Source organism: Mesorhizobium sp. P2_E7 (assembly GCF_056403855.1).
The window spans coordinates 254,779-281,744 of sequence record NZ_JBFUER010000003.1; the positions used below are offsets into that span (position 1 = coordinate 254,779).

The window sequence follows — 26,966 nt, forward strand, 5'->3', positions numbered from 1 at the left end:
ATTATGCCTGCTCTTGTAAATTCGCTATTACACTTTTGTTTCAAGATTGAGACGAAGCCAGGCATCGGCGATGGCCGGGGGCCGCCGCGATCAATCTCGCGTTATCGGCCCTTGCGGTTGAAACCTTTCCCCGGCGTCTCGCGTTGTGTCGGTCAAAGGAGACCGAAGATGTCTATTCACTTCACTGTCTCTGGCCTGACCAGGAACCTGTTCCACTCGCTGGGACTGGATCATCAATGGGCGCTGAGACCGCTCGATGCCGAACAGAACCTGTTGCTGGAGTGCTATCTGGCCGGGCAGATTCCGGAATCCGCCTGGGCCGACTACGTCTTCGAGATGCCGGAGCTTCAGCGTCACGTGGACCTCCGGCGCCGGCACCACTGATTGGCGCAGCTATTTCTTGGGCGAGTCGAATCGCAAGGTGAAGACATTGCCGGCGACGCCTTGCGCCAGCTTCGGCGAGAAGCTCAGCGGCAGGCATTTTTGCAGCGCAGCCACTGCGGCGTCGACAAAGGACTTCTTGGCTAGCGCGTCGCCATCGACCTTGATTGCCGTCGGTCGCGGCGGGCCGATCAGCGTGCCGTCGCGCTTGAAGCTGAAACTCAAGGTGACGCTGGCATTTCCTGCATCGGCCGGCGGCGTCCAGCACGCCTGAATCGCGTCGCCGACATCGCCCATTGTATCGAGCGGCGCGGCATTGGACGGGTAGCCTCCGGCCAACACAACACCAACCACCGCAAACAATCTCGCCACGCCTTTCATTGCAAAGCTCCTCGTACCTCGGCCGCCATGGATGGATGGTAGGGTCGACGCCAGCAATGGCAATATGGCTGATGTCAGACTTTGTGGCAGAGCGCGGGAACGTGTCTGACGGCGCATCGGCGAAAAGCAAAAAGGCCGGCATTGCGCCGACCTTTCCTTCCACTTCGGCGCCAGTACATCCGTGGTCGCGGGGTGGATTGCCCTCAATAGACAGGGCTTTGGTTAACGAATCCTTAGCTTTGCGCGCCGGCCTGTGATTTCACATAGGCGATATAGCCTCTGACATCGCCTGCCGGCTCGGCATAGGCCTTGCCGAGTTTCTTCTCGATTGCCGCGACATACTCCTTCGCCCATTTGGGCAGTGGGTAGTCGATGACGGCCAGGAATTCGAGCGTCGATGCCAGGCGGATGTCGGCGATCGACGGGTGCTTGCCGCCGATGAACGGCTTGCCGTCCCGGAAGAAGGAATGAAACACCTCCAGCGGCTCGGCAATCGCCTCCATCGCGGCCTTCTGCGCTTCGGACTTCTTGTCGGGATGCGCATCGCTGTGGCCGACTTCGCCGGCATACTGCGGGAAGTTGAGTGCCGGATAGGTGGCCCGCGCCACATAGGGGTAGAGCGTGCCGATCAGGTAGAACATGGCGCTGTCGACCATCGCCCGCTTCGCCGGCGCCTTCGGATAAAATTTCTCCAGCCCGTGCTTGTTGGCGAGATACTGCATGATGGCGCAGCTCTCCCAGAGCACGCCGCGCGGCAGCCCCTTGTCCTCGATCATCGGCGTCAGATGCGCGGGGTTGCGCGCCATATATTCGGGCGAGCGCGTGTGGCCCCAAGCGTCGGTTTCGGCGGCGTCGAACCCGGCCGCACGCGCAAACACCCGGACCGTCATGTTGTTGACGCTGGGCTTCAACATGCTGATCTTCAATGCCGGCTTCTTCGACTTGGCCGTCTTCGGCGCCGACTTCTTGGCTGCCGGCTTCGCCGCGGCTTTCGCAGCCGACTTTGCCGATGCCTTTGCCGCAGGCTTGGCAGCCGCTTTTGCCGTTGGCTTGGCGGCGGCTTTCGGCGCTGCCTTGGCCCCAGATTTCCCAGCGCTCTTGGTCACTGTCTTTGCCATTGTGGTCCTCCCCTTTTGTTGGCCGTCAGTATGGATTTTTCGGCATCCGGTCGTCCGACAAGGTCGCGCGCGACCATTCGACCAGCGTCTGGATCGCGTCGGCGAGATGCACTTCAGCAATGTTATAGTCGCCGCGCGCGACGCGCAGCTTGTGTGCCTGCATCAAGACGTCGGCATGGGTGAAGCCCGTCGGCGGCTCGAAGCGGTAGGACGCAAGTTCGATCAAAAGGCCGAGCGGATCCTCGAAATAGATCGAATCCATGAAGCCGCGATCCTTGACGCCGCTGTGCTTGATGGCGCGCTCGTCGAGCCGGGCGACCGCCTGCAGGAAGGTGACGCGCGATACCGAGAAAGCGATGTGGTGGACGCAGCCCGGCTCTGTCGGCGTGCGCCGCGCCACCGCCGTGCGGCTCTCGTCGGTGAAGATGGTGATCAGTCTGCCGTCGCCCGGATCGAAATAGAGGTGGCTTTCCCTGGGCTTGTCGAGATTCGGCTGCTCGAAGATGAACGGCATGCCGAGCACGCCCTCCCAGAAATCGATCGAGGTCTGTCGCCCGGCGCCGACCAGCGTGATGTGATGGACGCCCTGCGATTGCAGTTTCTGCATCGGTCTCCTCCTCGCCGGCCTCTCGCCTTGTGGGGCGAGCTTGGATTCAGCCATCGCCGCACGCCATGCGCGCAGCGGATGTGCATGCCTGGCGGCTTTTCCCGATCCGTTCCCCGGCGTTCTGCGCGCCGCCAACGAGCCTTTGCTGCAAGGCTTCGGCCTTGATGCTAGTGCAATTGTCAGCACCACGCCAGAAGCTCGCAGAGCCTGCGGGCGCTCGACGGTGAAAAAGGCTTAAGGCTGCAGGATATTGGCTAAGCGACAGCTCTGAACTCGGCCTCCGCCGGCGCGCCGAGACCCGCGCATTCGGCGCACACCATGGTCTGCCCGGGGCAACCGGCCCGATGCGTGCCTTGCGGGCAGCAATGGCCTTTCGACTCACGCCATTTCAAGCAATCGAAAACCTTGCCGCTGCCGTAACAGCGCGGGCACATCATTTTGACCGAGGTCATTACCTACTCTACCCAACCCATATCCGCGTTGCCGCAGACGCTATCCCCGCACCGCAAGTAACAGAGATTGCTACGCTTTCAAGCGTCGCGGCCTGACTTAAATTGGGTGCATCGGGCAGACGGTCTTGCCGGGTTTTGCTGATGCCGCCGACCCTCGCGGTCAAACGCGATCCGCACGACTGCTTGCCCGAAAATTGTCGAGGGGAGAAACGGCGAGCCGTTGCTTGGTACGCCCAAGGGGAATCGACCCCTGTTCCCACCGTGAGAGGGCGGATGCCTTGGCGGCACCTCTTCGCCATTGCCCGCTTTGTTTTTATCTGTTCCCAGTGCCATGGCGCCCGCGTTCGACCCGCTTCGGGCGAGCATTTACGACGGGGCTCATACCGACGGGTCGCCGTAGCTATGTACCAGCAGGCTCAATTTCTCTGACCGATCTGCTACGCCGCTATGACGCTGCGCAGGACCACACGATGAGCCGGGAGGACGATATCGCCGGCTACGCCGCGTAACTTTTGAAGGACAATGGCTCGCTGCCTCATGGTGGCGGGCTTTTCATTTGGCGGTGGGGACTAGCGGGATTAGCGGGCAAACGCCGTCGCTTTCGAGTGTCAGCAGATGTGGTAAGGTCGATTGTCGGCGAGCAGCAGAGGTCCAGCAACAATGACTTTGAGACGAACCAGAGCTTACGGCGCATCCGGCTTGGTTCTAGCGGTTTGCATTGTATTTGCTTGGCAGAACGCCGCTGCCGCGCAAAATTGCGACGCAGCCGCGACGCCTGGCATCAATTGGCAGGACTGTGACAAAAAGCTTCTCATCCTAAAAGGACAGGACCTGAGCGGGGCGAACCTGGTCAGTGTCGATTTCACTTCGACCGACCTCAGGAACAGCAATCTCCTTGCGGCAAATTTTGAGAAGGCAACGCTTGTGCGTGCTTCCCTGGCCGACTCGACCGCCAAAGGCGCCCGGTTCGACAAAATCGAGGCCTACAGGACCGACTTCAGCCATATGGACGCGCAGGGCGCTGTGTTTACGGGCGCGGAAGTGCAGCGCTCGAATTTCCAGGACGCCAATCTGACCAATGTTGATTTCACAAAGGCGGAAATGGGGCGAGCGCAGTTCCATGGCGCCGATATCAGCGGCAGCCGCTTTTCGTTTGCCAATCTCGCGCGGGCGGACTTCCGAGGAGCGACGTTCACCGCGCCGATAGACTTTGACCGCGCTTTTTTCTTTCAGACCCGTATCGAGGGCCTCGATCTTTCCAAGTCGGCGGGTCTGTCCCAGTGGCAGCTCAACATGGCTTGCGGAGACGCCCAGACCGAGTTGCCTTCTGGCTTGACGAGGCCTGAAGATTGGCCCTGTAGCGAGCCATAGGCCCGGCGCCGAGTCCATTGACGGTGGCGGGCTCTTTTGTTCCCCCCGTCCCACTCATTGGGTCGCGCGGATTTATTCGACCGTTATTTGACGGTTTTGGCTGAGCCGCAACTGGATGATTGAAATCCTTGGTACGCCCAAGGGGAATCGAACCCCTGTTCCCGCCGTGAGAGGGCGGTGTCCTGACCGCTAGACGATGGGCGCGTTCAAGAACCGGCGATATAGGCTGACGGTTTGGAAAAAGCAACTGGGCTTCGAACGGCCGGACCGCTTCTGTGGAATGTCGGTTTGCCGACCTAGCGTTTCGGCTCGATCAGGTCCCACAGATTGCCGTAGAGATCAGCGAACACCGCCACCGTGCCGTAGGGCTCATGGCGTGGCGTTTCGTGGAAGTCGACGCCGTTTTCGAGCATCGCCGTGTGGTCCCTGGCAAAATCATCGGTTTCGAGGAAGAAAGCCACCCGGCCGCCGGTCTGGTCGCCGATGCGGCTTTTCTGCATTTCGTCCGACGCTTCGGCCAGAAGCAGCCGCGGGCCTTGCCCAGTGGCCGGCGTCACCGTCACCCATCGCTTGCCGTCACCGAGATCGATGTCGTCGATGAGCGCAAAGCCAAGCTTGCCGACATACCACGCAATCGCCTCGTCATAATCGGCGACGACGAGCGTGACGGTGGCGATGCGGCGGCTTTCGGCAAACCCGGTCATATCGGCTGCAAACTTGTCTGCTGCATTTGCAGCCAGTTATTTGTTGCGGATGGCAAAGCGCCCGATCATGCGGCGCTCTGCGATGTCGTAGACGAAGATGGTGCGGCTGCCGTCGGCAAGCTCGGTGTCGATCGAGATACGGTTGCCCGACAGCGACTGGCTGATCACCTTGGCCCCGACCGGCAGCACGATGTCCTCTGCCAGTGGCTCGCCACCCGGCACCTGGATGTCGCTGGCCAGCGGCGGGTTCGCAGGCGGCGCTTTGCGCGATTTGTAGACAATGGCCGCGATCACCACCATAAGGGCCAGCAAAAGCAGGCCGAGATTGATGGCCATGAAGCGGATGAGCCTGCCGCGCACCTTTTCGATCTCGGGGTCGAGCGGCTTTTCCTGATCTTCGTCGTCGGCGGGCCGGGCCATGGCAGAACATTCCGGAACTTTTTTCGATGAGCGCTCATAACGAAGAGACCAGACAATTCATAGAGGCGGAACCAACCGTGCTCGAGGCCGGCACCGATGCCGCCGGACAGCGCCTCGACCAGTGGCTTGCGGCGAGCCTCGGCCCCGACATGTCGCGCAGCCGCGTGCAGATGCTGATCAAACAGGGCGCTGTCACAATCGACGGCAAACCGGTCGACGAGACCAAGCGCAAGATGAGTGCTGGCGAGCGCGTATCGATCGTCATGCCCGAACCCGAACCGGCCGAACCGCAAGGCGAGGCCATCGCGCTCGAGGTGCTTTATGAGGACGACGAGCTGATCGTCATCAACAAGCCGGCCGGCCTCGTCGTCCATCCCGGCGCCGGCAACTGGACCGGCACGCTGGTCAACGCCCTGATCCACCATTGCGGCGACAGTCTTTCAGGCATTGGCGGCGTCAGGCGCCCGGGCATCGTCCATCGCCTCGACAAGGAGACCAGCGGCGTCATGGTGGTGGCCAAGACCGACCGTGCCCACAAGGCGCTGTCGGAAGCCTTTGCCGACCATGGCCGCACCGGTGACCTCGAACGCGCCTATCTGGCGCTGGTCTGGGGCATCCCGCCCCGGCCGGCCGGAACGGTCGACGCGCCGCTCGGCCGCGCCGCCGACCGCGTGCGCCGCGCCGTGGTGCCGGAAGGGCGCGACGACGCCCGCCACGCCGTCACCCATTTCACCGTGAAGGAGCGGTTCGGCGAGGACCAGCAGGCGTTCGCCACCGCCAGCCTGGTCGAATGCCGGCTCGAAACCGGCCGCACCCACCAGATCCGCGTCCACATGGCTCATATCGGCCATCCCGTCATCGGCGACCCCGATTATGGCCAGGCCTTCCGCACCAAGGCCAACCGGCTGCCCGAACCGCTGAAAAGCCAGGTCAAGGCATTTTCCAGGCAGGCCTTGCATGCCTGGCTCCTTGCATTTCGACACCCGACTACCCATTTATCGATGAGGTTCGAGGCGCCGATACCGGGGGACATGGAGGAACTCGTCGGCGGCTTTCGCAAGCTCTGAACCCGCCATCTAAAACCTGAGCGGCATTGTTCACTTTGGCGTGACACACTGTTTCGTGTTGAACAAATGTCTGTCTTTTCTGGTTTTGTTCCTATATAAATCGATTGTCGCGGGCGAGCCTTTTGGTGCTCGCGTCACATGCCCGCCGCGTTTCGGGGGCATCACTCCAATAGAGAGGGGGCGCTATCATGGCCCAGTCATTACCCAGTATCGTTTCCGGCGAAGGCGGCCTCAGCCGCTACCTGGAAGAAATCCGCCGCTTTCCCATGCTTCAGCCGCAGGAAGAGTACATGCTCGCCAAGCGTTACGCCGAGCATGAAGACACTTCCGCTGCGCACAAGCTCGTCACCAGCCACCTTCGGCTCGTCGCCAAGATCGCCATGGGCTATCGCGGCTACGGCCTGCCGATCGGCGAAGTGATCTCGGAAGGCAATGTCGGCCTGATGCAGGCCGTCAAGAAATTCGAACCCGAGCGCGGCTTCCGCCTCGCGACATACGCCATGTGGTGGATCAAGGCCTCGATCCAGGAGTACATCCTGCGCTCGTGGAGCCTGGTCAAGATGGGCACGACCGCCAACCAGAAGCGTCTGTTCTTCAACCTGCGCAAGGTGAAGGGCAAGATCCAGGCGCTGGACGATGGCGACTTGAAGCCTGACCAGATCACCGAGATCGCCACCAGGCTGAACGTCTCCGAAGCTGAAGTCGTGTCGATGAACCGCCGCCTGTCGGGCGATGCATCGCTCAACGCGCCGATCCGCGCCAGCGAAGGCGAATCCGGCGAATGGCAGGACTGGCTGGTCGACGACCACGAAAGCCAGGAAGACATGCTGATCGAGCAGGACGAACTGGAAAACCGGCGCGGCATGCTGTCGGGTGCTCTTGCTGTGCTCAACGATCGCGAGCGGCGCATCTTCGAGGCCCGTCGCCTCGCCGAAGAGCCGCTGACCCTGGAAGAGCTGTCGGCCGAGTTCGACATTAGCCGCGAGCGCGTGCGCCAGATCGAGGTGCGCGCCTTCGAGAAGGTGCAGGACGCCGTCAAGGCCGCCGCCAAGCGCCAGATGCAGGCCCTGCGCACGATCGAGGCACAGCCCGCGGCTTAAGGCCGGGTTCGGCAAGGAACAAAAGGCGGCGTCGGGAAACCGGCGCCGCCTTTTTGTGTTTGCTGGCGAAAGCATTCGTGAGATCCAATCTCCCCCCTTGCGGGGGAGATGTCCGGCAGGACAGAGGGGGGTGTGAAGGAACGCCAACCCTCAGATTTTAGTCATCCCGATTGGAAATTTCAGGGCACAGCTACATCTGGCTGACACGCCGGAGGGACAGCACCCCCCTCTGCCCTGCCGGGCATCTCCCCCGCAAGGGGGGAGATCAGCAGTTCAAGCGCCGCGCCCTCACAGCCCATCCAGCGGAAACTTCAGATACCTTCGGCCATTAGCCTCCGGCTCCGGCAGCTTGCCGCCGTTCATGTTGACCTGCAGGGCATGCAGGATCAGCCGCGGCATCGGCAATGTCCGGTCACGCGCCTCGCGCAAGGCGACGAACTCGGCCTTGGTACGCGCCGCAGCCAGGTGAATATTCTTCGCCTTCTGCTCCGCCACCGTACTCTCCCAACGCGGCTCGCGGCCACCCTCCTGGTAGTCGTGGCCAACGAACACCCGCGTGTCGTCGGGCAATGCCAGGATACCCTGGATCGAACGCCACAGCCGCGCCGCGCTGCCACCGGGAAAATCGGCCCTCGCCGTGCCGCTGTCGGGCATGAACAGCGTATCGTGGATGAAGGCGGCATCACCAACCACATAGGTGATCGAGGCGAGCGTATGCCCGGGCGAGAACAACACCTTGACCGGAACGCTGCCGATCAGGAACGTCTCGCCTTCCCCGAACAGCCTGTCCCACTGCGAGCCGTCGGCCGGGAAATCCGGCCAGTTGTAGATCGCCTTCCACAGCTTCTGGACCTCGACGATCCTGTCGCCGATCGCCGTCGGCGCGCCGGTCTTCTCCCGGAGATAATGTGCCGCCGAGAAATGGTCCGCATGCGGATGGGTATCGAGGATCCACTCGAGTTCCAGTCCGTTTTCCCGGATGAAATCCAGCAAGGCATCGGCGCTTTTCGTCGCCGTGGCGCCGGACCTTTCGTCGAAATCGAGGATCGGGTCGATGATGGCGCAGCTTTTCGTCGCCGGGTCGGCGACGACATACTGTATGGCTCCGGTCGGCTTGTCGTAGAAGCCGCTGACCAGCGGCTTGGCCAAAGCTGCGTCCAATGTCCGGTCCCCTGCCCTTCGCTCCGGCAGGAATGATTTTCTCTGCCGGAATGAACCAGGAGCATGGTCATCCAGCAAGGCGCACCCGTCAAGCACACCCTGCCAGAACAGGACAAAAATCGATAACGCCCGGGTCGAGAAAACCTAGGCGGACGGCTGCTTGGTCTTCCTGAGATAGGGCAGGATCGTGTCAAAAGCGCCGAAGCGCTTGATCGCATCCTCGTTGGAGACGGCAGCTGTGATGATGACGTCCTCACCCTGCTTCCAGTTCGCTGGCGTCGCCACCTGGTGCTTGGCGGTCAGTTGCATGGAATCGACGGCGCGCAGGATCTCGTCGAAGTTGCGGCCGGTGGTCATCGGATAGGTCAGCACCAGCTTGATCTTCTTGTCCGGCCCGATGACATAGACCGAGCGCACTGTGGCGTTGTCGGCCGGCGTGCGGCCTTCCGACGTTTCGCCGGCGCCCGCCGGCAGCATCTCGTAGAGTTTGGCGACCTTGAGGTCCTTGTCGCCGATCAGCGGGTAGTTCACCGTCTGGCCGGTCGCGGTCTTGATGTCGGCCTGCCACTTGTCGTGGCTCGCAACCGGATCGACGGAAATGCCGATGACCTTGACGTTGCGTTTCTTGAACTCGCCAGCCAGACCCGCCATCGTGCCGAGTTCGGTGGTGCACACCGGCGTAAAATTCTTCGGGTGGCTGAACAGGATCGCCCAGCCGTCGCCGATCCAGTCATGGAAATTGATCGTCCCTTGTGTGGTTTCGGCGGTGAAGTCCGGCGCGATATCGTTGATACGAAGGCTCATGGCACATTTCCCCTGCAACAGATTTCGTTAGGAGCGGCACCAAGGTGGCGCCTACGCTCCGGCATTGCCGCATCTTAGCGCATAAATCGCGGCCGGGAGATAATAGGAAACTCTTGTCGACGGCGGAACGAGCACTTTCGTGCTACGCACCCGACGTTGAGGCCGACAATCTTTCGCTTCTGCGAGAACAGCCTGGCTCAGGCCTTGTTGACCGCCAGCGATGTCGCCAGGTCTTCCATGCGCTGGGCAAGCGCGCCGAGCGCGCTGGTCAGCACGGTGTCGTTCTTGTCGGCCTTGGTCAGCGCTTCGTCGCGCGTCTTGCGCAGCGTCTGCACCTCGGTCTCCATGCCCTTAACGCGCTTCTGCAGCTCCGACAGCTCGTCCATCACCATGATGCCGGCCATAACCGTCAGCCGCTGGTCGCCGATCTCGCCGAACGAATCCTTCAGATGCGAGACATAACGGTCGAAGCGCTCGGCGAGATCGATCAGGTGCTCTTCCTGGCCCTCGTCGCAAGCCATGCGGTACTGCTTGCCGTCGATGGAAACCGTGACCTGTGCCATGGCCTGCAGCTCCTATCTGTCCAGCACCGCGCGGATGGTTTCCATGGCGGTCACCAGGCGGCGCGACACTTCCTTGTTGGCATCTTCCAGCCGTTCGGCGCGGGCTTCGGAATTGTCGAGCTCCTGCGCCAGCCGGGAACGGTCGGCGTTCATGCGCTGCACTTCAGCCTCGGCTTCGGAATAGTCGCGCTCATGCTCGAGCTTGGCCGCGACGGCGTTTTCCAGGCCCTCGATGGCCTTGCCCAGCCTGTGGATGACTTCCTTGAGTGTGGTTTCCCCGGTCATGGCCTTCGTCCTGTGCCCTGCCCATCACCGAATCGCTCGCGTTCAGAACGCGTTATCCCGGAAACATTAGGCACCGGGTGAAGGCAACGTCAACAAAGCTCTCGCGACTGTCCCCTGCTAACACTAATGTAGGCCGGCCGCCGGCATCACAAGACCGGCAAATGTGCAGCCGATTTGTTGACTAAAAGCGCGCGCCTGCTATGTGTCGCGCACCCCTTTCCAGGGCTCTGCCAAGCCCGCAAATCCCCACCCCGGAGGTACCATGACGTCGCGTGAACAACATGACCGGATGGCCAATGCGATCCGTTTTCTCGCCATGGACGCTGTCGAAAAGGCCCAGTCCGGCCATCCCGGCCTGCCCATGGGCTGCGCCGACATCGCCACCGTGCTGTTCACGAAGTTCCTGAAATACGATCCGAAGAACCCCCATTGGCCCGACCGCGACCGCTTCATCCTGTCGGCCGGCCATGGTTCGATGCTGCTCTATTCGCTGCTGCACCTGACCGGCTACGAGGACATGACGATCGACCAGATCAAGCATTTCCGCCAGCTCGGTTCCAAGACCGCCGGCCATCCCGAATACGGCCACGCCACTGGCATCGAGACGACGACCGGCCCGCTCGGCCAGGGCCTCGCCAACTCGGTCGGCTTCGCGCTCGGCGAGCGCATCATGAACGCCGCCTTCGGCAACGACCTCGTCAACCACTACACCTATGTGCTGGCCGGCGACGGCTGCCTGATGGAAGGCGTCTCGCAGGAAGCCATCGCGCTGGCTGGCCACCTCAAGCTGAACAAGCTGATCGTCTTCTGGGACAACAACAACATCTCGATCGACGGCCCGGTCTCGCTGGCCGACAACACCGACCAGGTCGCCCGTTTCCAGGCCTCCGGCTGGAACGCCAGCCACATTGACGGCACCGATCCGGAAGCGATCGCCTATGCCATCGAAGCCGCCCGCCATTCCGACAAGCCGACGATGATCGCATGCAAGACCACCATCGGCTTCGGCGCACCGACCAAGGCCGGCACCAACAAGGCGCATGGCTCGCCGCTCGGCGCCGACGAGATCGCCGGCGCGCGCAAGTTCTTCAACTGGGACTCGCCGCCCTTCGAGGTTCCGGCCGACATCCTCGACGCCTGGCGCACAGCCGGCAAGGCCGGCGCCAAGCCGCGCACCGACTGGGAAGGCCGTCTGGCCAAGGCCGAGCCAAAGCTCAAGGCCGAGTTCGAGCGCCGCCTGGCCGGCAAACTGCCGTCAAACTTCGATGCCGTGATTGCCGACTACAAGAAGAAGCTGTCGGCCGACAAGCCGAAGGTCGCCACCCGCAAATCCTCGGAGATGGCGCTGGAAGTCATCAACGGCGCAGTGCCCGAAACCATCGGCGGCTCGGCCGACCTGACCGGCTCCAACAACACCAAGACCAGCCAGACCAAGAACATCACGCCGGACGATTACGGCCAGCGCTATGTCCATTACGGCATTCGCGAGCATGGCATGGCGGCCGCCCTCAACGGCCTGACGCTGCATGGCGGCCTCATCGCCTATGGCGGCACCTTCATGTGCTTCTCCGACTATGCCCGCCCGTCGATGCGGCTGGCTTCGCTGATGGGCATCCGCTCGATCTTCGTCATGACCCATGATTCCATCGGTCTGGGCGAAGACGGCCCGACCCACCAGCCGGTCGAGCATCTTGCAGCCCTGCGCGCCATCCCCAACCACAATGTCTTCCGTCCGGCCGACGCGGTGGAAACCGCCGAATGCTGGCAGATCGCCATTGAGACGGAGAAGACGCCGTCGACCCTGGCGCTGACCCGCCAGAACCTGCCGACGGTGCGCACCGAATTCTCGGCCAAGAACCTGAGCAGCCAGGGCGCCTATGAACTGGCCGCGGCCAGTGGTGACGCTGCGGTGACGATCTTCGCCACCGGCTCCGAGGTCGAGGTCGCTCTCGGCGCCCGCGACCTGCTTGAAAAGCACGGTCATCCGACCCGCGTCGTCTCGGTGCCTTGCTTCGAACTGTTCGACCAGCAGAGCGACGCCTACCGCAAGAAGACCATCGGCAACGCGCCGATCAAGATGGCGATCGAGGCCGGCGTCCGCCAGGGCTGGGATCACCTGATCGGCTCCGACGGCATCTTCATCGGCATGCACGGCTTCGGCGCTTCCGGCACCATCGAGCAGCTCTACCCGCATTTCGGCATCACCGCCGAAGCTGCGGCCAAGGCGGCGGAAGCCCGCCTGCACAGCAAGTAATACCAGGGTCAGTCCCGCTGACCGCTGCGGCGGTTTCGCGGGACTGGACCAACCTAATCGATTTAAATTCGGCCTTCTGCGGCTGGATTCTTGTCCCATCCGCAGCTATGAAGCTGCGGACCCATCTGCCGCCTTTCGAGCTCCCAGGGAGAGTAAAATGACCGTCAGAGTTGCCATCAACGGATTTGGCCGCATCGGCCGCAACATCCTGCGCGCCATCCATGAATCCGGCCGCAAGGACATCGACGTCGTCGCCGTCAACGATCTCGGCCCGGTCGAGACCAACGCGCATTTGCTGCGCTATGACAGCGTGCACGGCCGCTTCCCCCATGAAGTCTCCGTGTCCGGCGACCAGATCACCGTCGGCAAGGAGACCTTCAAGGTCACCGCCATCAAGGACCCGGCACAGTTGCCGTGGAAGGAATTGGGCGTCGACATCGCGCTCGAATGTACCGGCATCTTCACCGCCCGCGACAAGGCCGCAGCACACCTGACCGCCGGCGCGAAGCGCGTCGTCGTCTCGGCCCCTGCCGAAGGTGCTGACCTCACCGTCGTCTACGGCATCAACCACGACAAGCTGACCAAGGACCATATCGTCATCTCGAATGCGTCCTGCACCACCAACTGCCTGGCGCCGCTGGCAGCCGTCCTGCACGAGGCCGTCGGCATCGAAAAGGGCATGATGACGACGATCCATTCCTACACCGGCGACCAGCCGACGCTGGACACCATGCATAAGGATCTCTACCGCGCCCGCGCCGCAGCACTCTCGCAGATCCCGACCTCGACCGGTGCCGCCAAGGCGATCGGCCTGGTGCTGCCCGACCTCAAGGGCAAGCTCGACGGCATCTCGATCCGCGTGCCGACCCCGAACGTCTCGGTCGTCGACTTCAAGTTCATCGCCAAGCGCGCGACCACAGTGCAGGAAATCAACGAAGCGGTGATCGCTGCCTCCAACGGCAAGCTCAAGGGCATTCTCGGCGTCACCCATCACCCGAATGTCTCGATCGACTTCAACCACGATCCGCGCTCCTCGATCATGGCGCTCGACCAGACCAAGGTCATGGACGGCAACTTCGTTTCGGTGCTGTCCTGGTACGACAATGAGTGGGGCTTCTCCAACCGCATGGCCGACACCTCGGTCGCCTTCGGCAAGACCATCGCCTGATCGCAGACCCACGTCTGACAGCTTCAAACGCCCGGCTTTGCCCGGGCGTTTTTCGTCGGAGGCGCGCTGAGCCGCCAAATGCCGGAAAATCAGCGGCATAGGGCAAAAAACCATCCTCCCGCCTTGCACTGGCCATGCCTTCGCCCCACTCTCCCGTAAATCGGGAGAAAGAGGAATTCGAGGGGCAAGTCACGGATGGAGCATGCGATCTATCTCGTCACGCTGGTCGGCACAGCGCTCGTCGTCGCCGCCGCGTTTTCGAGCCTGATCGCCTTCCGCTTCGGCGCCCCTCTGCTGCTTCTGTTCCTCTGCATCGGTCTTGCCACCGGCACTGACGGTCTTGGCATCGAATTCGACAATGCGCGTTTGGCCTATTTTGCCGGCTCACTGGCGCTGGCGGTCATCCTGTTCGATTCCGGGTTTGGCACGCCGCTCAATGCGCTGCGCCAGGCGGCCGGACCGGCGCTGTCGCTGGCGACCTTCGGCGTGCTTATCACCACCGGCCTGTTCGGCGCCGCCGCCTATTATCTGCTCGACCTCAGCTGGCTGGAATCTTTCCTGCTCGGTGCTGCCGTCGCCTCGACCGACGCGGCCGCAGTGTTCTTCCTGCTGCGTGCCGGCGAAATCAATTTGCGCGAGCGCGTACGCGCGACGCTCGAAGTCGAATCCGGCACCAACGACCCGATCGCCATCTTCCTGACCATCACCCTGGTCGAGGTCATCGCCGCCCACGCCAATCCCGAGACCCATGTGCTGGTCACCAATCTGGTCCTCGGCTTCGTGCTCAATATGGGCCTCGGCGCCATTGTCGGCGCGCTTGGCGGCCTTGCCATCGTACGCCTCGTCGACCGGCTCAATCTCGACCACGGCCTGCTGCCGATCTTCGTGCTGACCTTGTCGCTGATGGTGTTTGCCGCCGCCGGCGCCATCGGCGGCTCCGGCTTCCTGGCGGTCTATCTCGCCGGGCTGATTGCCGGCAATTCCGACATCCGTGCCGTCACAATCCTCAAGCGCTTCCAGGACGGTATGTCGTGGCTGGCGCAGATCATCATGTTCCTGATCCTCGGCCTCTTCGCGACGCCCTCGCAGTTTCCGGCCATCATGCTGCCGGCGGTGCTGCTTGGCCTGTTCCTGATGTTTGTCGCCCGCCCGGTCGCTGTCTGGCTCTGCCTGATCCCGTTCCGCCTGCCGCGCCCGGAGGTCGCTTTCGTGTCCTGGGTCGGCCTGCGCGGCGCGGTCTCCATCCTGCTTGCCATCACCCCGCTGCTCGGCGGGCTGGAGAACGGCCGCGTCATCTTCAACACCGCCTTCATCATCGTGTTGGTGTCGCTGGTGGTGCAGGGCTGGACGGTCGGCCCGCTGGCGCGCCGGCTCGGCCTGATCGTGCCTGCCAGGCTCGGGCCGCTCGACAAGGTCGAGCTCGAACTGCCGGGCTCGGCCCATCACGAGCTTCTCGCTTACCGCGTCGCGCCCGGCAGCCCGGTGGCGCGCGGCGAGCGCATCCCGCGCTGGGCCAGGCCCTCGCTGGTGCTGCGCGACGGCCGCTCGATGCGCTTCCAGGACATGGGCCGGCTCGCCGCCGGCGACCAGGTCTACATCTTCGTGCCCGACCGCTATCCGCGCCTGCTCGACAAGCTGTTCGCCAGCCGCGCCGTGGTCGACCCCGAGGATGCCGATTTCTTCGGCGCCTTCGCCGTCGATCCGGCGCGCTCGGCCGGGGAACTGGAAGCCGCCTATGCACCGGGTCTCAACGAAGCGGAGCAGAAGCTCACCGTCGGCGCGCTGGTGGCGGCAAGGCTCGGCGGCCATGCCGAATATGCCGACCGTGTGCTGATCGGGCCGATCGAGCTGATCGTCCGCGACGTCGACGACAAGGGCAAGATCACCGGGCTCGGCCTGTCCTTCGAACCAACCGCGCCGGTGGCTCGGGTGCCGGTTTTCCTGAGCGCCGGCGAGATGGGCGATCGTCTCTCCGCCTTCATCCGCAACTGGCGCCGATAGAGACAGCAACCGAAGCGCGAGCCGACAAGAAGCCGGCTCCAGAGCCGGAAAAGGCAACGACAGAGAGCTGACAAGGCAACCGTCTGCGCTACCTTCGATCAAAACTTCAAATTTTCACTGCCACCCCGGCCTAAGCCTTGCATCGTCATTGATGCGAGGTATGGTCCCGGCGATTTTCACGGAAAGGAACCAGCATGGCCGCCTTCAAGACACTCGACGATATCGGCAGTATCAGCGGCAAGCGCGTGCTGGTGCGGGTCGACCTCAATGTGCCCGTCGCCGACGGCAAGGTCACCGACGCCACCCGCATCGAGCGCATTGCGCCGACCATCGCCGAGCTGTCCGGCAAGGGCGCCAAGGTCATCCTGCTCGCCCATTTCGGCCGGCCGAAGGACGGTCCCTCGCCCGAATTCTCGCTGGAGCCGATCGCCAAGGCCACAGCCGAGGTGCTCGGCCGTCCCGTTGGCTTTGCCTCGGATTGCGTTGGCGACACGGCGGGAAGTGCAGTCGCCGCCATGAACAAGGGCGACGTGCTGCTGCTCGAAAACACTCGCTTCTACAAGACCGAGGAAAAGAACGACCCGGCCTTCACCGAGCGGCTTGCCGCCAATGGCGACATTTTCGTCAACGACGCCTTCTCCGCCGCGCACCGGGCGCACTCCTCGACCGAAGGCCTGGCGCGGCTGTTGCCTGCCTATGCCGGCCGCACCATGCAGGCCGAACTCGAGGCACTGGAGAAAGGTCTGGGCAATCCAGTCCGCCCTGTCGTTGCCATTGTCGGCGGCGCCAAGGTGTCGACCAAGATCGACCTGTTGATGAACCTGGTGAAGAAGGTCGACGCGCTGGTGATCGGCGGCGGCATGGCCAACACCTTCCTTGCCGCGCGGGGCACCGCTGTCGGCAAGTCGCTATGCGAGCACGACCTTGCCCCGACCGCCAAGCAGATCATGATCGAGGCGGCCGAAGCCGGCTGCGCCATCATCCTGCCGGTCGACGGCGTTGTCGCCAAGGAGTTCAAGGCGGGTGCGGCCTGCGAGACCGTCGCCATCTCGGATGTGCCGGCCGACGGCATGATCCTCGATGTCGGCGAAAAGACCGTGAAGGCGATCGGCGAATGGATCGACCGCGCCGCGACGCTGGTCTGGAACGGTCCGCTCGGCGCCTTCGAGATCGAGCCTTTCGACCATGCGACGGTAGCAGCGGCCAGGCATGCGGCAGCCCGCACCAACGCCGGCAAGCTGGTCTCGGTCGCCGGTGGCGGCGATACGGTGGCCGCACTCAACCATGCCGGCGTCGCCGACGATTTCACCTATGTCTCGACCGCCGGCGGCGCTTTTCTGGAATGGATGGAAGGCAAGCCGCTGCCCGGCGTCGACGTGCTGAAGCACTGAAGCGATCAACATAGAGAGGGCCTTCAGGAGGCACCTGAGACTTTCAATCGATTCGAGCTTTCCGATGCCATTCCTTTGGCGCTAGACTTCCGTTAAGCGCGGAACAACACCGTCAAGGAGAAGCTAGAATGAGCGAACGTCTCGAAGACATTGCCGCCGCGATCGTGGCCGGCGGCAAGGGCCTGCTGGCAGCCGACGAAAGCTCCGGCACCATCAAGAAGCGCTTCGACGTCATCGGCGTCGAGTCAACCGCCGACAGCCGCCGCGATTACCGCGAGATGATGTTCCGCGCCAAGGACGCGATGACGAAATACATCTCCGGCGTCATCCTCTATGACGAGACCATCCGCCAGAAGGCTGCCGACGGCACGCCGCTGGTCGACATCATCAAGGCCGCGGGCGCCATTCCCGGCATCAAGGTCGATGCCGGCGCCAAGCCGCTGGCCGGCTTTCCCGGCGACACCATCACTGAAGGCCTCGACGGCCTTCGCGAACGCCTTGCCGACTACTACAAGCTCGGCGCACGCTTCGCCAAATGGCGCGCCGTGATCGACATCGATACCGGCAAGGGCGTGCCCTCGGCCAATTCGATAGCCTCAAACACCCATGCGCTCGCCCGCTATGCCGCCCTTTGCCAGGAAGCCGGCATCGTGCCGATCGTCGAACCGGAAGTGCTGATGGACGGCGCCCACGACATCGACACCTGCTACGCTGTCTCGAAGGCGACGCTGGTGAAGCTCTATGACGAGCTCTACGCGGCCGGCGTTGTGCTGGAAGGCTCGATCCTGAAGCCCAACATGGTCATTGCAGGCAAGAAATCCGGCAAGACCAACAGCCCCGAGGAAATCGCCGAAAAGACGATCAAACTGTTCCGCGAAGTGGTGCCAGCGGCGGTGCCGGGCATCGCTTTCCTCTCCGGTGGACAGTCGGACGAGGAAGCGACCGCCAACCTCAACGCCATCAACGCCATCGGCCCGCATCCGTGGAAGCTGACCTTCTCCTATGGCCGCGCCCTGCAGGCCGCCCCGCAAAAAGCCTGGAGCGGCAAGGCATCGAACGTCGCCGCCGGCCAGGCCGCCTTCACCCATCGCGCCCACATGAACCATCTGGCGGCGCTGGGAAAATGGAAGGCGAACCTCGAACAGGCCGCCTGAGCGCGGTCCTTGCGTCTTATTCAAACCCGGGCCGATGCGCCCGGGTTTTTGTTTGTGACGTCCACGGGCTTGGGGCAAAGCCTGTCCATCCTTATCTCCCTTTCGGCAAAACCCGCTGGCGATGTCGGTTTGCGTCTATCCCGAACGTCCTTGGGTGAACAAACAGGGAGAAGTTCATGCCTCGCAACAAGGTGGTTTCGCGCGAAGACTGGTTTGACGCGCACAGGGCGCATCTGGCGCGCGAGAAGGAGCTGACACGGTTTCGCGAGCGCATCGCGGCCGAACGACGTGAACTGCCCTGGCTGAGAATCCGCAAGGACTATGTCTTCGAGTCCGAGCAAGGCCCAAAAAACCTGGCCGGACTGTTCGGCGCCAACAGCCAGTTGATCGTCTATCACTTCATGATGACGCCAGGGTCGGATCATCGCTGCGAAGGTTGCTCGTTCCTTGCCGACCACATTGACAGCGCCAACCAGCACCTGCGGCACCACGACGTGTCGCTGGTGGTGATTGCGCGCGCGCCGCTGGCCGAGCTGCTGCCCTACAAGCAGCGCATGGGCTGGAAGTTCGACTGGGTGTCGTCCTATGCTTCCGATTTCAACTTCGACATGCAGGTCTCCTTCACCGACAAGCAGATCGCGGCCGGCGACACCACCTACAATTTCGAGACGCGTCCGCGCACGTCGAAGGACCTTGCCGGCACAAGTGTTTTCTTCAAGGACGAGAACGGCGACATCTTCCTCACCTTCACGTCGCGCGGCCGCGGCGGCGAGGCACAGATCGGCACGTACGACTATCTCGACATGACGCCGAAAGGCCGTGACGAAAATGGCCCCTATCAAAGCCTGATGGACTGGGTACGGCTGCATGACGAGTATCAGGACAGGCAGGCCGACAAGCCCAGCTGCTGCGACGATTGAAGGCGTTCACCTCAGCTCGAACATGCGCTAAGCCTGCCGCCAATCTATAACGGTATCGCCATGCGCTTTCCGGCTCTTCTCACCTGGCTCGCCTACCCCGTCTATGTCTGGCAGGGGCTCGGCGTGCGCCGCCGCACCACCCGCATGCTGCCGGCACAAGGGCCGGTGATGCACGAGATATCGGGCAAGGCGCCGGCAATCTCGCTGCTGGTGCTGGGCGATTCCTCGGCAGCGTCGGTCGGCATCGGCAATTCCGAGGATGGGCTGGCCGCGCAGCTTGCCGTGATGATCGCGCAGCGCACCGGCAACGCCGTGCGCTGGCGCGCCGCCGGTTTCAACTCGGCAACGTCGGGCCAGATCCGCGACCATGTACTGCCCAATCTGTCGGCCGATCCGTGGACGCATATCGTGCTCGCCATCGGCACCAACGACACCAAGAATTTCCATTCGGTGCCGCGCTTCAAGAAAGAGTTCGGTGGCCTGCTCTACGCACTTCGGGCCAAATGGCCGGAGGCGCGCGTCGTCTGGTCGCCGGTGCTGGAATTCACCCGCGCGCCGGCCATGCCGCCGCTGCTGGGCCAAATCCTCGAGATCCGCGCCACCGCAATGAACCGCATGGGCGAGCGCCTGTGTTTCGAGCGTGGCGCCGTACCCGCCCCGCGACTGCCGATCACCAATCCGGAGGCCGGTTTTGCCTCCGATGGTTTTCATGCCTCGGAAGCAGGCTACCGGGCCTGGGCCGAACATCTGGTTGGGCAGGTCCTCGCCGATTGACCAGAGTGCGCACCGGCTCAGGCTAGCCGGTTCGGAGAACTGGATCGATTATTTTAGAAATACTGTTGATTGCAGGCTGCCCCCAGGGGATTGGCAGCAGAATATTTCAAGTCAAAACAACAGGGATGCGCCAAACAGGCGTTACTTCTGCAACACTGCCTTGCGGATTCACTACTGCTGGGTCATTCTGCCATTGGGCAAGGGGGTTGGGTGGCATGTCGAACATCGCCGGCAAAGCATATGCCATGAATGTGCTGACGCCGATGCGGCCTCGGTGGACCTGGATCCAGCACCTGATTTTCATGGTGGCGCGCGCCGGGCCTGCGCAGCTGTCAGGTTTGCTTGGACTGAAGCTCATTCATTTCGCGCGCTGGGTGATCATCCGGCGCGACCAATGGCCTGATCTCGGTCAGGGCAAGCAGGCCATTCAAAACGACTACATGCTGTTCCTGTCCAATTTCAACGGCACCTGGGACCAGTATATCGACGCCTTCGCCGACGGTATTCCGAGCGGCCTGGACATGTTCTGGTACGCCAGCACCAAATATCCCCACTCGATCCCGATCTCGAGCTTCAAGGACTATATCGGCGCCAACCAGATCCATACCAATTACTATTACAACGCCACGCCGGGCGCCGCACAGCGCGACATCAAGGCAGCGCTGCGGGTGCGCAACGAAGTGCTGACGCTTGCCAGGCTTCATGCCGGTGGCGATCCGAAGGCCTTCGCGCAGGCTTACAGGCAGGCGCTTGTGAAGGTGGCCAATTCGCTCGCGTCCCCGGGCTTTGCCCCGATCGCCTCGGTGGCGACGCGCAAGGCCGACAAGGCGCGGCACGAATTCATCGACATGCTGAACAAGAAGCATGGGGCGGCCAATGCCAAACCTTGACGGCGGCCACTATTTCCTGACGGTCCTGGCTCCCATCCGGGTCGACATGATGATCGACCCGGAAATCGGCCGTTCGCGCTCGCACCGGCAGATGCTGGCGCAGAAGCTGGCGCTGATGGCCACGGGAAAGCAGACGGCGGCATCGCCGCCGGATGCATGGCCGTCGCCCTTCTCGCGCAACACGCTGAACCATCTCGCGCGCTTCGTCATCATCAACGGGCCGGCCTTCAACGGACGCATTTCGGGCGATGCGCTGGTCGGCGCCATACGCAGCGTCAATCCGCTTGCGCCGCAGCCTGTCGACCAGCTCGGCACACCTTTTCTGCTGTTCGCGGCCGATATCGACGCACAGGCCAAGGGCGATGCGCTGCGCGCCTACACCGATCAATTGTGGGCGACGATGCAAAGCGATCTGATGGTCATCTTCGGCCACTGCGTCGGCTTTGACCGTGTCAAAACGGCCGAGGATTTTCACGCCTATATCAAACGCTGCCAGATCGAGACGACGATGCCGTTCAACGACTACTGGCCGGACGGCCTCGACGTCAAAGACAAGAAGCTGGAGATCGGCGCGCTCAAGCCGGTCGGCATCGCCGCGGCAGGCGCGATCGCAATATGGCTGGCGATCCTCCTCCTGCACGGCATCTTCGCCGTCTTCGGCGTTCACAATGCTTTTGCGCAATGGATCGCGACGGCAGCCACATGGGGCGTCGCCGTGGTTTCGCTGCTGGTCGTCGTGACGTTGCTCATGGCCTGGAGCCTGTATCGCAGGGTCTTCCAACAGGGCATGACCCCCTTTCCAACCGCACCCGGCGCCGACCTGCCTTCTGTGCTGAAGTCGCTGTTCATCCAGCAGCATTTCACCCATTTCGCCATCGAGGTGCAGGGCCTTGACGACACAACGCTTCACGCCCGCTTCGGTGCCTTTCTCGGCGCCATAAAACCGGAGGATCCGACGGGACCCACACAGCAGGCCGGTGAAATCCGGGCGCCGGCGGCGGAGTGGGCGCGATGATCGAGCTCGACCTTCCCGACATCCAGGGCAACATCCACCGCCCCTACGGCCGTTTTGGCTTTCCGCACAGCCGGCATCTGTTTTTCACCATCGCTGACGCTGCTGCCGGCCGGCTGTTCGTGCAAGGCATCCGGCCGCGCATCACCACGGCCGAGCCATGGGGCAAGTCGGAGGCTGGCGGCGCCGGACCCACACTGCTGCGCAAGCCGCCGATCACGCTCAACATCGGCTTTACGTTTCTCGGCCTGCGCGCGCTCGATCTGCCGACCCGCACGCTGCGACTGTTGCCCGACGAGTTCATCGACGGCATGGGCTGCCGCGCCGACATCCTCGGCGATGTCGAAGGCAGCGCGCCGCAGCGGTGGGACCCGGTGTGGCGCTCGCATCTCGACGGGACCGTTCGCCCGGCCCATGTCTGGGTGTCGCTCAATGTCGGCGCCAATCCCGACGGCACACCGCTGCCTGAACTCGGGCTATGGACCGCATGGCTGCAGGAGCTTGTGGCAAAGTCCAACGGCGGCGTGGCTCTCCTTGCAGGGCACGGCGCTGACGGACAAGGCCTTTGGCAGGATTCCGCCGCGCTGATGTGCCCCGGTCCCGACGGCACGATGGTCCCGCAGCCGAAGGAGCCCTTCGGCTTCACCGACGGCATCAGCGATCCGGTCTTTCGCGGCCAGTTCGAGGCCGACGCAGAGGGCCGCGCCGTGATTGGCGCCGGCAAGATCGCCGAAGGCCCCTACGATCCCAAGACCAGTTGGAAAGCGCTGGAGACCGGCGAGTTCATCCTCGGTCAGGTCGACGAGGGCCAGGAGTTTCCGGTCGCCACGCAGCCGCCCGGTTTTGCCCGCAACGGCACCTTCATGGTCTGGCGCAAGCTGCGCCAGGACGTGCCGGGGTTCGAGGCCGAGATGCAGCGGCAGGCGGCCCTGTGGAAGCAGGTCACCGGCATTGCCGACGACGTGGAGGCCTATGAGACCGTCTCGGCCAAGCTGGTCGGCCGCTGGCGGTCCGGCATTCCGCTGCTGGTCGCACCGAACTGGGCCGAACACCAGCGCCTGATGGCCGAATGGAAGGATTGCATCGACCCCGCGCTGCGCAAGCCGCGCGACGACGTCAAACACCAGGAGCGGCTCGCCGCCTTTGCCCAGCTGCTCACCGGCTTCCGTTACGGCGATGATCCCGACGGCGCCAAATGCCCGTTCGGCGCGCACATACGCCGCGCCAATCCGCGCGACATGCTCGACCCCTTACTAAGCGACACGCATGGGGCAAGCACGCTCACCAACCGCCGCCGCATCCTGCGCCGCGGGCTGCCCTATGCCGATCCCGACGGCGAACAGGGCGTCATCATGATGGCGATCTGTTCGAGCATTTTCCGGCAGTTCGAATTCATCCAGCAGCAATGGATGAGCTACGGCCTGGATTTCGAAGCCGGCAACGACACTTGCCCGCTGACCGGCAACCGGGCCGAATCCAGCAAGCACGTCATTCCGGCCGGGCCGGCCAATGCCACACCCTTCATCGCGGCGAACCTGCCTGAATTCGTGACGACGCGCGGTGGCGATTACTTCTTCGTGCCCAGCCTCACCGCAATTCGCATGATCGCCATGGGCACGGTCGATCCGACCTGACCGCGACCGGCTGAGGGGAGGAGTGCCTGGCTCCGCTGCCCGCAAGTGGACAGCGAAGCGCTCTATGTCCAGTGCCCCAGCGCGCCGGCCAGCGCGATGGCAGCCATGGCGAGCAGCGCCAGCTTCCAGAAATCGCCGCGCCGCCTCAAGCCAGGCCAGCCGAGCGGCTTGATGATCTGGATGAGCATGATGCCGATGATGACAAGGGCGAGCAGTTTCGACATGCTGCCTTTGACCAGCATCGCGGACGGCTGTCAAAGCGCTTCTTGCATGGTCTTTGCCAATCCGGCCATTCCTGACAATCGGCTCGTTTCCGGGCGGGTCGCAAGGCACCTCGCAGCTTTCTTCAGCGACCTGACAGGCTCCTGACAGACTGCTGTCAGGAGGGGTGTGCGATAGTGTCTCCATCAGAGAAGAGGAGACGGTCATGAACAGCTTTGGTATTTTGAACAGCGTACAGCACTATGTCGGCAAGATCCGCACGATGCGCAATGAAGTCCGTACCCAGCGCTTCATGAACTCCTTGCCGGCGGACATCCGCAAGGACATTGGCTGGCCCGATATGTATGAAGGTCACCGGCGCATGCGTGAGATCTGAGGCTTTTTTTCATGGCAATGCTTGGATACGGCCCCCGCCACGCCCAGATCATTGACATGAAGCTCGGGCAGCGATGCCTGGTGGCTGGCGAAAAGCCTTTCGACGGTCGCCACGCAAAATGCTGAAAGCTCCTGACAGAATGCTGTCAGGAGCACCATGCCATAAACGTGTCAGGAGACATGAATGGTGAAAAGCTGGAACGACAGGCTGAACACGCCGGGCATCAATGGCGTGAAACCGACGCCGCGTACGATGGGTGACGTCGTCGAGGGCCAGCCGATGCTGGTGCCGACGGCACGCCAGGTCGATGATTTCATCCGCTCCATACCCAAAGGCGTCGAGATGGACGTCCGCGCCTTGCGCTCCGCGCTCGCCATCGAGCACGGGGCACAAGTGACATGTCCGGTCACCATCGGCTATCATCTGCGCACTGTTGCAGAGGCCGCCAACGAGGATCTCGAGCGCGGCATGACGTTGAGCGATATCGCACCGTTCTGGCGCGTGCTCGACACCAACGCGCCGACGACGAGGAAACTGTCCTTCGGCGCGGAATTCGTCGCCGCGCAGCGTAAGCGCGAAGGATTGAAACCATAGTGGATGTCGCCCGGACCCGGTTCAGGGACCACGACATTCATAGAAACGCAGCCGAGGGACCATACGATGCGCCGTGCCGACAGGCTCTTCCAGATCGTGCAGCATCTGCGCGGTGGCAGATTGGTCACCGCCCAGAAGCTGGGCACCTGGCTCGAGGTTTCCGAACGAACCATCTACCGCGATATCGCCGATTTGCAGTCGACCGGGGTGCCGATCGATGGCGAGGCGGGCGTTGGCTACATGATGAGGGAGGGTTTCGACCTTCCGCCGCTGATGTTCACGCGTGACGAGATCGTGGCGCTGGTCGCCGGCGCCCGCATGGTGCGCGCCTTTGGCGGCGCTGCCATGGCGCGCGCCGCCGACGAGGCGCTGGTCAAGATCGGCGCCGTGCTGCCCGACGCCGAAAAGGACCGCATCGCCCGCACCGAGATCCATACGCCGATGTGGGTGGTGAGCGACGCTGCCCGCGAGGCGATCGACCTGATCGAGCGCGCCGTCGAGAAGCGCCAGGTGCTGACCATCGACTATCGCGACGAGGCCGGCCGCAGCACCGGGCGCGATATCCGCCCGCTCGGCCTGTGGTTCTGGGGCAAGGTGTGGACGTTGATCGCCTGGTGCGAGATGCGCGAAGATTTCCGCGCCTTCCGCATCGACCGCATCGCCTCGGTGGTCATCGCCGGTCGCATCTTCAAGCCGGAGCGGGGCAAACAGCTCGCCGATTTCTACCGCGCGGTCGAACGCTCGGAGGATTACGGCATGACGCCGGACCGTGCAGCCCGCAGCTGAGACCTACCTCCAACAAAAAAAGCCCGCACGAAGCGGGCTTTTTTGTTGATGTGGCGAAGCCTACTCGTCGTCGGTATCTTCGTTCTTGGACTTGAGCGCCGAGAGCTTGGCGAACACGGCGTTGGCGTCGAGCTCGGCATCTTCGTCCTTCGGCTTCTCCGGCGCCGGCACCAGCCGCTCGGTCAAGGCTGCCGGCAGCAGCGTGTCGCCGACAGGCTGCGCCTGTTCGCGGCCGCGCGAGGCGCGGTTGACTTCCATGTCGAGGTCGATCTGCGAGGCGAGACCCAGCGTCACCGGATCCATCGGCTGCAGATTGGCCGAGTTCCAGTGCTTGCGCTCGCGGATCTGTTCGATCGTCGACTTGGTGGTGCCAACCAGGCGCGAAATCTGCGCGTCCTTCAATTCCGGGTGGTTGCGCACCAGCCACAGGATGGCATTGGGCCGGTCCTGACGCTTCGAAAGCGGGGTGTAGCGCGGGCCTTTGCGCTTGGATTCCGGCACCCGCACCTTGGGGTCGGACAGCTTCAGGCGCTGGTTCGGATCCTTCTCGGCGCGCGCGATCTCGTCGCGGGTCAGCTGTCCCGTCATGATCGGGTCCATGCCCTTGATGCCTTGCGCCGATTCGCCGTCGGCGATCGCCTTGACCTCGAGTGGATGCAACCCGCAGAACTGCGCGATCTGCTCGAAGGAGAGCGCGGTGTTGTCGACCAGCCAGACGGCAGTCGCCTTGGGCATCAGCAGCGTATTGGCCATTTCAAAAATCCTTCTCGTTCGCCCGCGTTCCCGCGCGGGCGGTGGTTTAGAGCCACCAAAATGGGAAATTCGCGGCCTGTATAACCGCTCCGCTGCCGTTTCGCAATGTTTTTGGGAGGAGGGCGCAGCCGCCGGGCGCCAGACCGCGTGGAGGCCGAAAGGCCTCGGCCTCGGCAGTCGTTGATGCCAAGTCGTAAAAGGCGGTCCAAAACGACAAAACCCGCCGGACGGGGTCCAGCGGGCTCGGAACCGGCGACGGCAAACGTCTGCTGCGGCTCTTGCTTCTAGCACATGGCCAGGCCTTACGGCCGGCCATGCTTCGAATTAGATGGCCTTGCGGGCAATCCGCTCGATGTCGCCGCGGCTGATGCCGAGGTCGCTGAGCTGACGTGCGTTGAGCTTGTTCAACTCGCGCACGGTTTCGTTGTACATACGCCAGTTACGGAAAGCGCGGATCGGGTTCATGGTATTCCTCCATTTGTTGGATCAATTCGTTTCGATGACGCTTAGATAGGCAGTGCTGCCCACGAATTGAACAGACGTCTTTGCATAGCCGCAATGCAAATGCTGCATTGCACCATTAAGCCTATGTTCATCTTGCTGGCAGGCTGAGCGCGGAGGAT

Annotated in this window: 28 protein-coding genes, 1 tRNA gene and 1 pseudogene; 17 read left to right on the plus strand and 13 right to left on the minus strand. The window is 62.9% G+C overall.

Features of this window, described 5'->3' with window-relative positions; all coding sequences use genetic code 11:
• The first annotated feature begins 168 nt into the window (after positions 1-168).
• The gene (locus AC1DYC_RS20295; protein ID WP_477409349.1) at positions 169-384 is read left to right on the plus strand and encodes a hypothetical protein; all 216 of its coding nucleotides are present in this window, start codon (positions 169-171) and stop codon (positions 382-384) included.
• Positions 385-393: 9 nt separating this feature from the next.
• On the opposite strand, the gene AC1DYC_RS20300 is transcribed toward AC1DYC_RS20295, so the two are convergent.
• From AC1DYC_RS20300 to AC1DYC_RS20310, 3 genes are all read right to left on the minus strand, one after another.
• The gene (locus AC1DYC_RS20300) at positions 394-762 is read right to left on the minus strand and encodes a hypothetical protein (RefSeq protein ID WP_477409351.1); all 369 of its coding nucleotides are present in this window, start codon (positions 760-762) and stop codon (positions 394-396) included.
• A gap of 233 nt (positions 763-995) precedes the next feature.
• Complete coding sequence (locus tag AC1DYC_RS20305; protein ID WP_477409353.1) at positions 996-1,880, minus strand: glutathione S-transferase family protein; 885 nt, start codon at positions 1,878-1,880, stop codon at positions 996-998.
• A gap of 25 nt (positions 1,881-1,905) precedes the next feature.
• On the minus strand, positions 1,906-2,487 hold the full coding sequence (locus AC1DYC_RS20310; RefSeq protein ID WP_477409355.1) for a VOC family protein: 582 nt from the start codon (positions 2,485-2,487) through the stop codon (positions 1,906-1,908).
• Positions 2,488-3,599: 1,112 nt separating this feature from the next.
• Here AC1DYC_RS20310 and AC1DYC_RS20315 point away from each other — a divergent pair.
• Positions 3,600-4,310 (plus strand): pentapeptide repeat-containing protein, encoded by a 711-nt coding sequence (locus tag AC1DYC_RS20315; protein ID WP_477409357.1) that lies wholly within the window; start codon positions 3,600-3,602, stop codon positions 4,308-4,310.
• A gap of 129 nt (positions 4,311-4,439) precedes the next feature.
• Here AC1DYC_RS20315 and AC1DYC_RS20320 read toward each other — a convergent pair.
• The 3 genes from AC1DYC_RS20320 to AC1DYC_RS20330 all read right to left on the minus strand — a co-directional run bounded on the left by AC1DYC_RS20320 (position 4,440) and on the right by AC1DYC_RS20330 (position 5,434).
• Positions 4,440-4,514 (minus strand) — tRNA-Glu (locus tag AC1DYC_RS20320).
• Positions 4,515-4,606: 92 nt separating this feature from the next.
• Complete coding sequence (locus AC1DYC_RS20325; RefSeq protein ID WP_477409359.1) at positions 4,607-5,014, minus strand: VOC family protein; 408 nt, start codon at positions 5,012-5,014, stop codon at positions 4,607-4,609.
• Positions 5,015-5,050: 36 nt separating this feature from the next.
• Positions 5,051-5,434 (minus strand): fimbrial protein, encoded by a 384-nt coding sequence (locus AC1DYC_RS20330; protein ID WP_477409361.1) that lies wholly within the window; start codon positions 5,432-5,434, stop codon positions 5,051-5,053.
• 26 nt (positions 5,435-5,460) lie between these two features.
• Here AC1DYC_RS20330 and AC1DYC_RS20335 point away from each other — a divergent pair, with 26 nt between their 5' ends.
• Together AC1DYC_RS20335 and rpoH are read left to right on the plus strand one after the other, a co-directional pair.
• Positions 5,461-6,501, plus strand: coding sequence for an RluA family pseudouridine synthase (locus tag AC1DYC_RS20335; RefSeq protein ID WP_477409363.1), 1,041 nt, complete (start codon positions 5,461-5,463; stop codon positions 6,499-6,501).
• Between the two features lie 188 nt (positions 6,502-6,689).
• Positions 6,690-7,601, plus strand: coding sequence for an RNA polymerase sigma factor RpoH (gene rpoH / locus AC1DYC_RS20340; protein ID WP_142869964.1), 912 nt, complete (start codon positions 6,690-6,692; stop codon positions 7,599-7,601).
• A gap of 288 nt (positions 7,602-7,889) precedes the next feature.
• On the opposite strand, the gene AC1DYC_RS20345 is transcribed toward rpoH, so the two are convergent.
• From AC1DYC_RS20345 to AC1DYC_RS20360, 4 genes are all read right to left on the minus strand, one after another.
• A complete protein-coding gene (locus tag AC1DYC_RS20345; RefSeq protein ID WP_477409365.1) occupies positions 7,890-8,762 on the minus strand; it encodes an MBL fold metallo-hydrolase in 873 nt (290 codons plus the stop codon).
• Between the two features lie 144 nt (positions 8,763-8,906).
• On the minus strand, positions 8,907-9,566 hold the full coding sequence (locus tag AC1DYC_RS20350) for a peroxiredoxin (RefSeq protein WP_352556588.1): 660 nt from the start codon (positions 9,564-9,566) through the stop codon (positions 8,907-8,909).
• Between the two features lie 197 nt (positions 9,567-9,763).
• Positions 9,764-10,129 (minus strand): cell division protein ZapA, encoded by a 366-nt coding sequence (locus tag AC1DYC_RS20355; RefSeq protein WP_023670127.1) that lies wholly within the window; start codon positions 10,127-10,129, stop codon positions 9,764-9,766.
• Positions 10,130-10,141: 12 nt separating this feature from the next.
• The gene (locus AC1DYC_RS20360; RefSeq protein ID WP_023670128.1) at positions 10,142-10,414 is read right to left on the minus strand and encodes a DUF4164 domain-containing protein; all 273 of its coding nucleotides are present in this window, start codon (positions 10,412-10,414) and stop codon (positions 10,142-10,144) included.
• Positions 10,415-10,676: 262 nt separating this feature from the next.
• Here AC1DYC_RS20360 and tkt point away from each other — a divergent pair, with 262 nt between their 5' ends.
• The 10 genes and pseudogenes from tkt to AC1DYC_RS20410 all read left to right on the plus strand — a co-directional run bounded on the left by tkt (position 10,677) and on the right by AC1DYC_RS20410 (position 23,612).
• Positions 10,677-12,668 carry a transketolase gene (gene tkt, locus AC1DYC_RS20365; RefSeq protein ID WP_477409367.1) on the plus strand — a complete coding sequence of 664 codons (1,992 nt, stop codon included), beginning with the start codon at positions 10,677-10,679 and terminating at the stop codon, positions 12,666-12,668.
• 157 nt (positions 12,669-12,825) lie between these two features.
• The gene (gene gap, locus AC1DYC_RS20370) at positions 12,826-13,836 is read left to right on the plus strand and encodes a type I glyceraldehyde-3-phosphate dehydrogenase (RefSeq protein WP_477235784.1); all 1,011 of its coding nucleotides are present in this window, start codon (positions 12,826-12,828) and stop codon (positions 13,834-13,836) included.
• Between the two features lie 195 nt (positions 13,837-14,031).
• Positions 14,032-15,908, plus strand: a pseudogene (locus tag AC1DYC_RS20375) (potassium/proton antiporter).
• Between the two features lie 123 nt (positions 15,909-16,031).
• Positions 16,032-17,228 carry a phosphoglycerate kinase gene (locus tag AC1DYC_RS20380; RefSeq protein WP_477409369.1) on the plus strand — a complete coding sequence of 399 codons (1,197 nt, stop codon included), beginning with the start codon at positions 16,032-16,034 and terminating at the stop codon, positions 17,226-17,228.
• A gap of 128 nt (positions 17,229-17,356) precedes the next feature.
• Positions 17,357-18,382, plus strand: coding sequence for a class I fructose-bisphosphate aldolase (locus tag AC1DYC_RS20385; RefSeq protein WP_477409371.1), 1,026 nt, complete (start codon positions 17,357-17,359; stop codon positions 18,380-18,382).
• Positions 18,383-18,558: 176 nt separating this feature from the next.
• Positions 18,559-19,302 carry a DUF899 domain-containing protein gene (locus AC1DYC_RS20390; RefSeq protein ID WP_477409373.1) on the plus strand — a complete coding sequence of 248 codons (744 nt, stop codon included), beginning with the start codon at positions 18,559-18,561 and terminating at the stop codon, positions 19,300-19,302.
• 60 nt (positions 19,303-19,362) lie between these two features.
• Positions 19,363-20,076: an SGNH/GDSL hydrolase family protein gene (locus AC1DYC_RS20395; RefSeq protein WP_477409375.1), complete on the plus strand. Its 714-nt coding sequence runs from the start codon at positions 19,363-19,365 to the stop codon at positions 20,074-20,076.
• Positions 20,077-20,291: 215 nt separating this feature from the next.
• Positions 20,292-20,966 (plus strand): hypothetical protein, encoded by a 675-nt coding sequence (locus AC1DYC_RS20400; RefSeq protein WP_477409377.1) that lies wholly within the window; start codon positions 20,292-20,294, stop codon positions 20,964-20,966.
• Positions 20,953-21,981, plus strand: a complete 1,029-nt coding sequence (locus AC1DYC_RS20405) for a hypothetical protein (RefSeq protein WP_477409379.1) — start codon at positions 20,953-20,955, stop codon at positions 21,979-21,981. The genes AC1DYC_RS20400 and AC1DYC_RS20405 overlap by 14 nt, the downstream gene beginning before the upstream one ends.
• On the plus strand, positions 21,978-23,612 hold the full coding sequence (locus AC1DYC_RS20410; protein ID WP_477409381.1) for a Dyp-type peroxidase: 1,635 nt from the start codon (positions 21,978-21,980) through the stop codon (positions 23,610-23,612). Before AC1DYC_RS20405 ends, AC1DYC_RS20410 begins: the two co-directional genes overlap by 4 nt.
• 62 nt (positions 23,613-23,674) lie before the next feature.
• Here AC1DYC_RS20410 and AC1DYC_RS20415 read toward each other — a convergent pair whose 3' ends face one another.
• Positions 23,675-23,836 carry a hypothetical protein gene (locus AC1DYC_RS20415; RefSeq protein ID WP_477409383.1) on the minus strand — a complete coding sequence of 54 codons (162 nt, stop codon included), beginning with the start codon at positions 23,834-23,836 and terminating at the stop codon, positions 23,675-23,677.
• A gap of 203 nt (positions 23,837-24,039) precedes the next feature.
• Here AC1DYC_RS20415 and AC1DYC_RS20420 point away from each other — a divergent pair, with 203 nt between their 5' ends.
• From AC1DYC_RS20420 to AC1DYC_RS20430, 3 genes are all read left to right on the plus strand, one after another.
• Positions 24,040-24,210 carry a hypothetical protein gene (locus tag AC1DYC_RS20420; protein ID WP_477283758.1) on the plus strand — a complete coding sequence of 57 codons (171 nt, stop codon included), beginning with the start codon at positions 24,040-24,042 and terminating at the stop codon, positions 24,208-24,210.
• Positions 24,211-24,393: 183 nt separating this feature from the next.
• On the plus strand, positions 24,394-24,804 hold the full coding sequence (locus AC1DYC_RS20425) for a hypothetical protein (RefSeq protein WP_477409385.1): 411 nt from the start codon (positions 24,394-24,396) through the stop codon (positions 24,802-24,804).
• Between the two features lie 66 nt (positions 24,805-24,870).
• On the plus strand, positions 24,871-25,590 hold the full coding sequence (locus tag AC1DYC_RS20430) for a helix-turn-helix transcriptional regulator (protein WP_477283761.1): 720 nt from the start codon (positions 24,871-24,873) through the stop codon (positions 25,588-25,590).
• A 60-nt stretch (positions 25,591-25,650) separates the two neighbouring features.
• On the opposite strand, the gene AC1DYC_RS20435 is transcribed toward AC1DYC_RS20430, so the two are convergent.
• Entirely contained in the window at positions 25,651-26,343 is a 693-nt protein-coding gene (locus tag AC1DYC_RS20435; RefSeq protein WP_032931999.1) for a DUF1013 domain-containing protein, read from the minus strand.
• Positions 26,344-26,667: 324 nt separating this feature from the next.
• On the minus strand, positions 26,668-26,808 hold the full coding sequence (locus AC1DYC_RS20440; protein WP_023670143.1) for a DUF1127 domain-containing protein: 141 nt from the start codon (positions 26,806-26,808) through the stop codon (positions 26,668-26,670).
• Positions 26,809-26,966 lie beyond the last annotated feature (158 nt).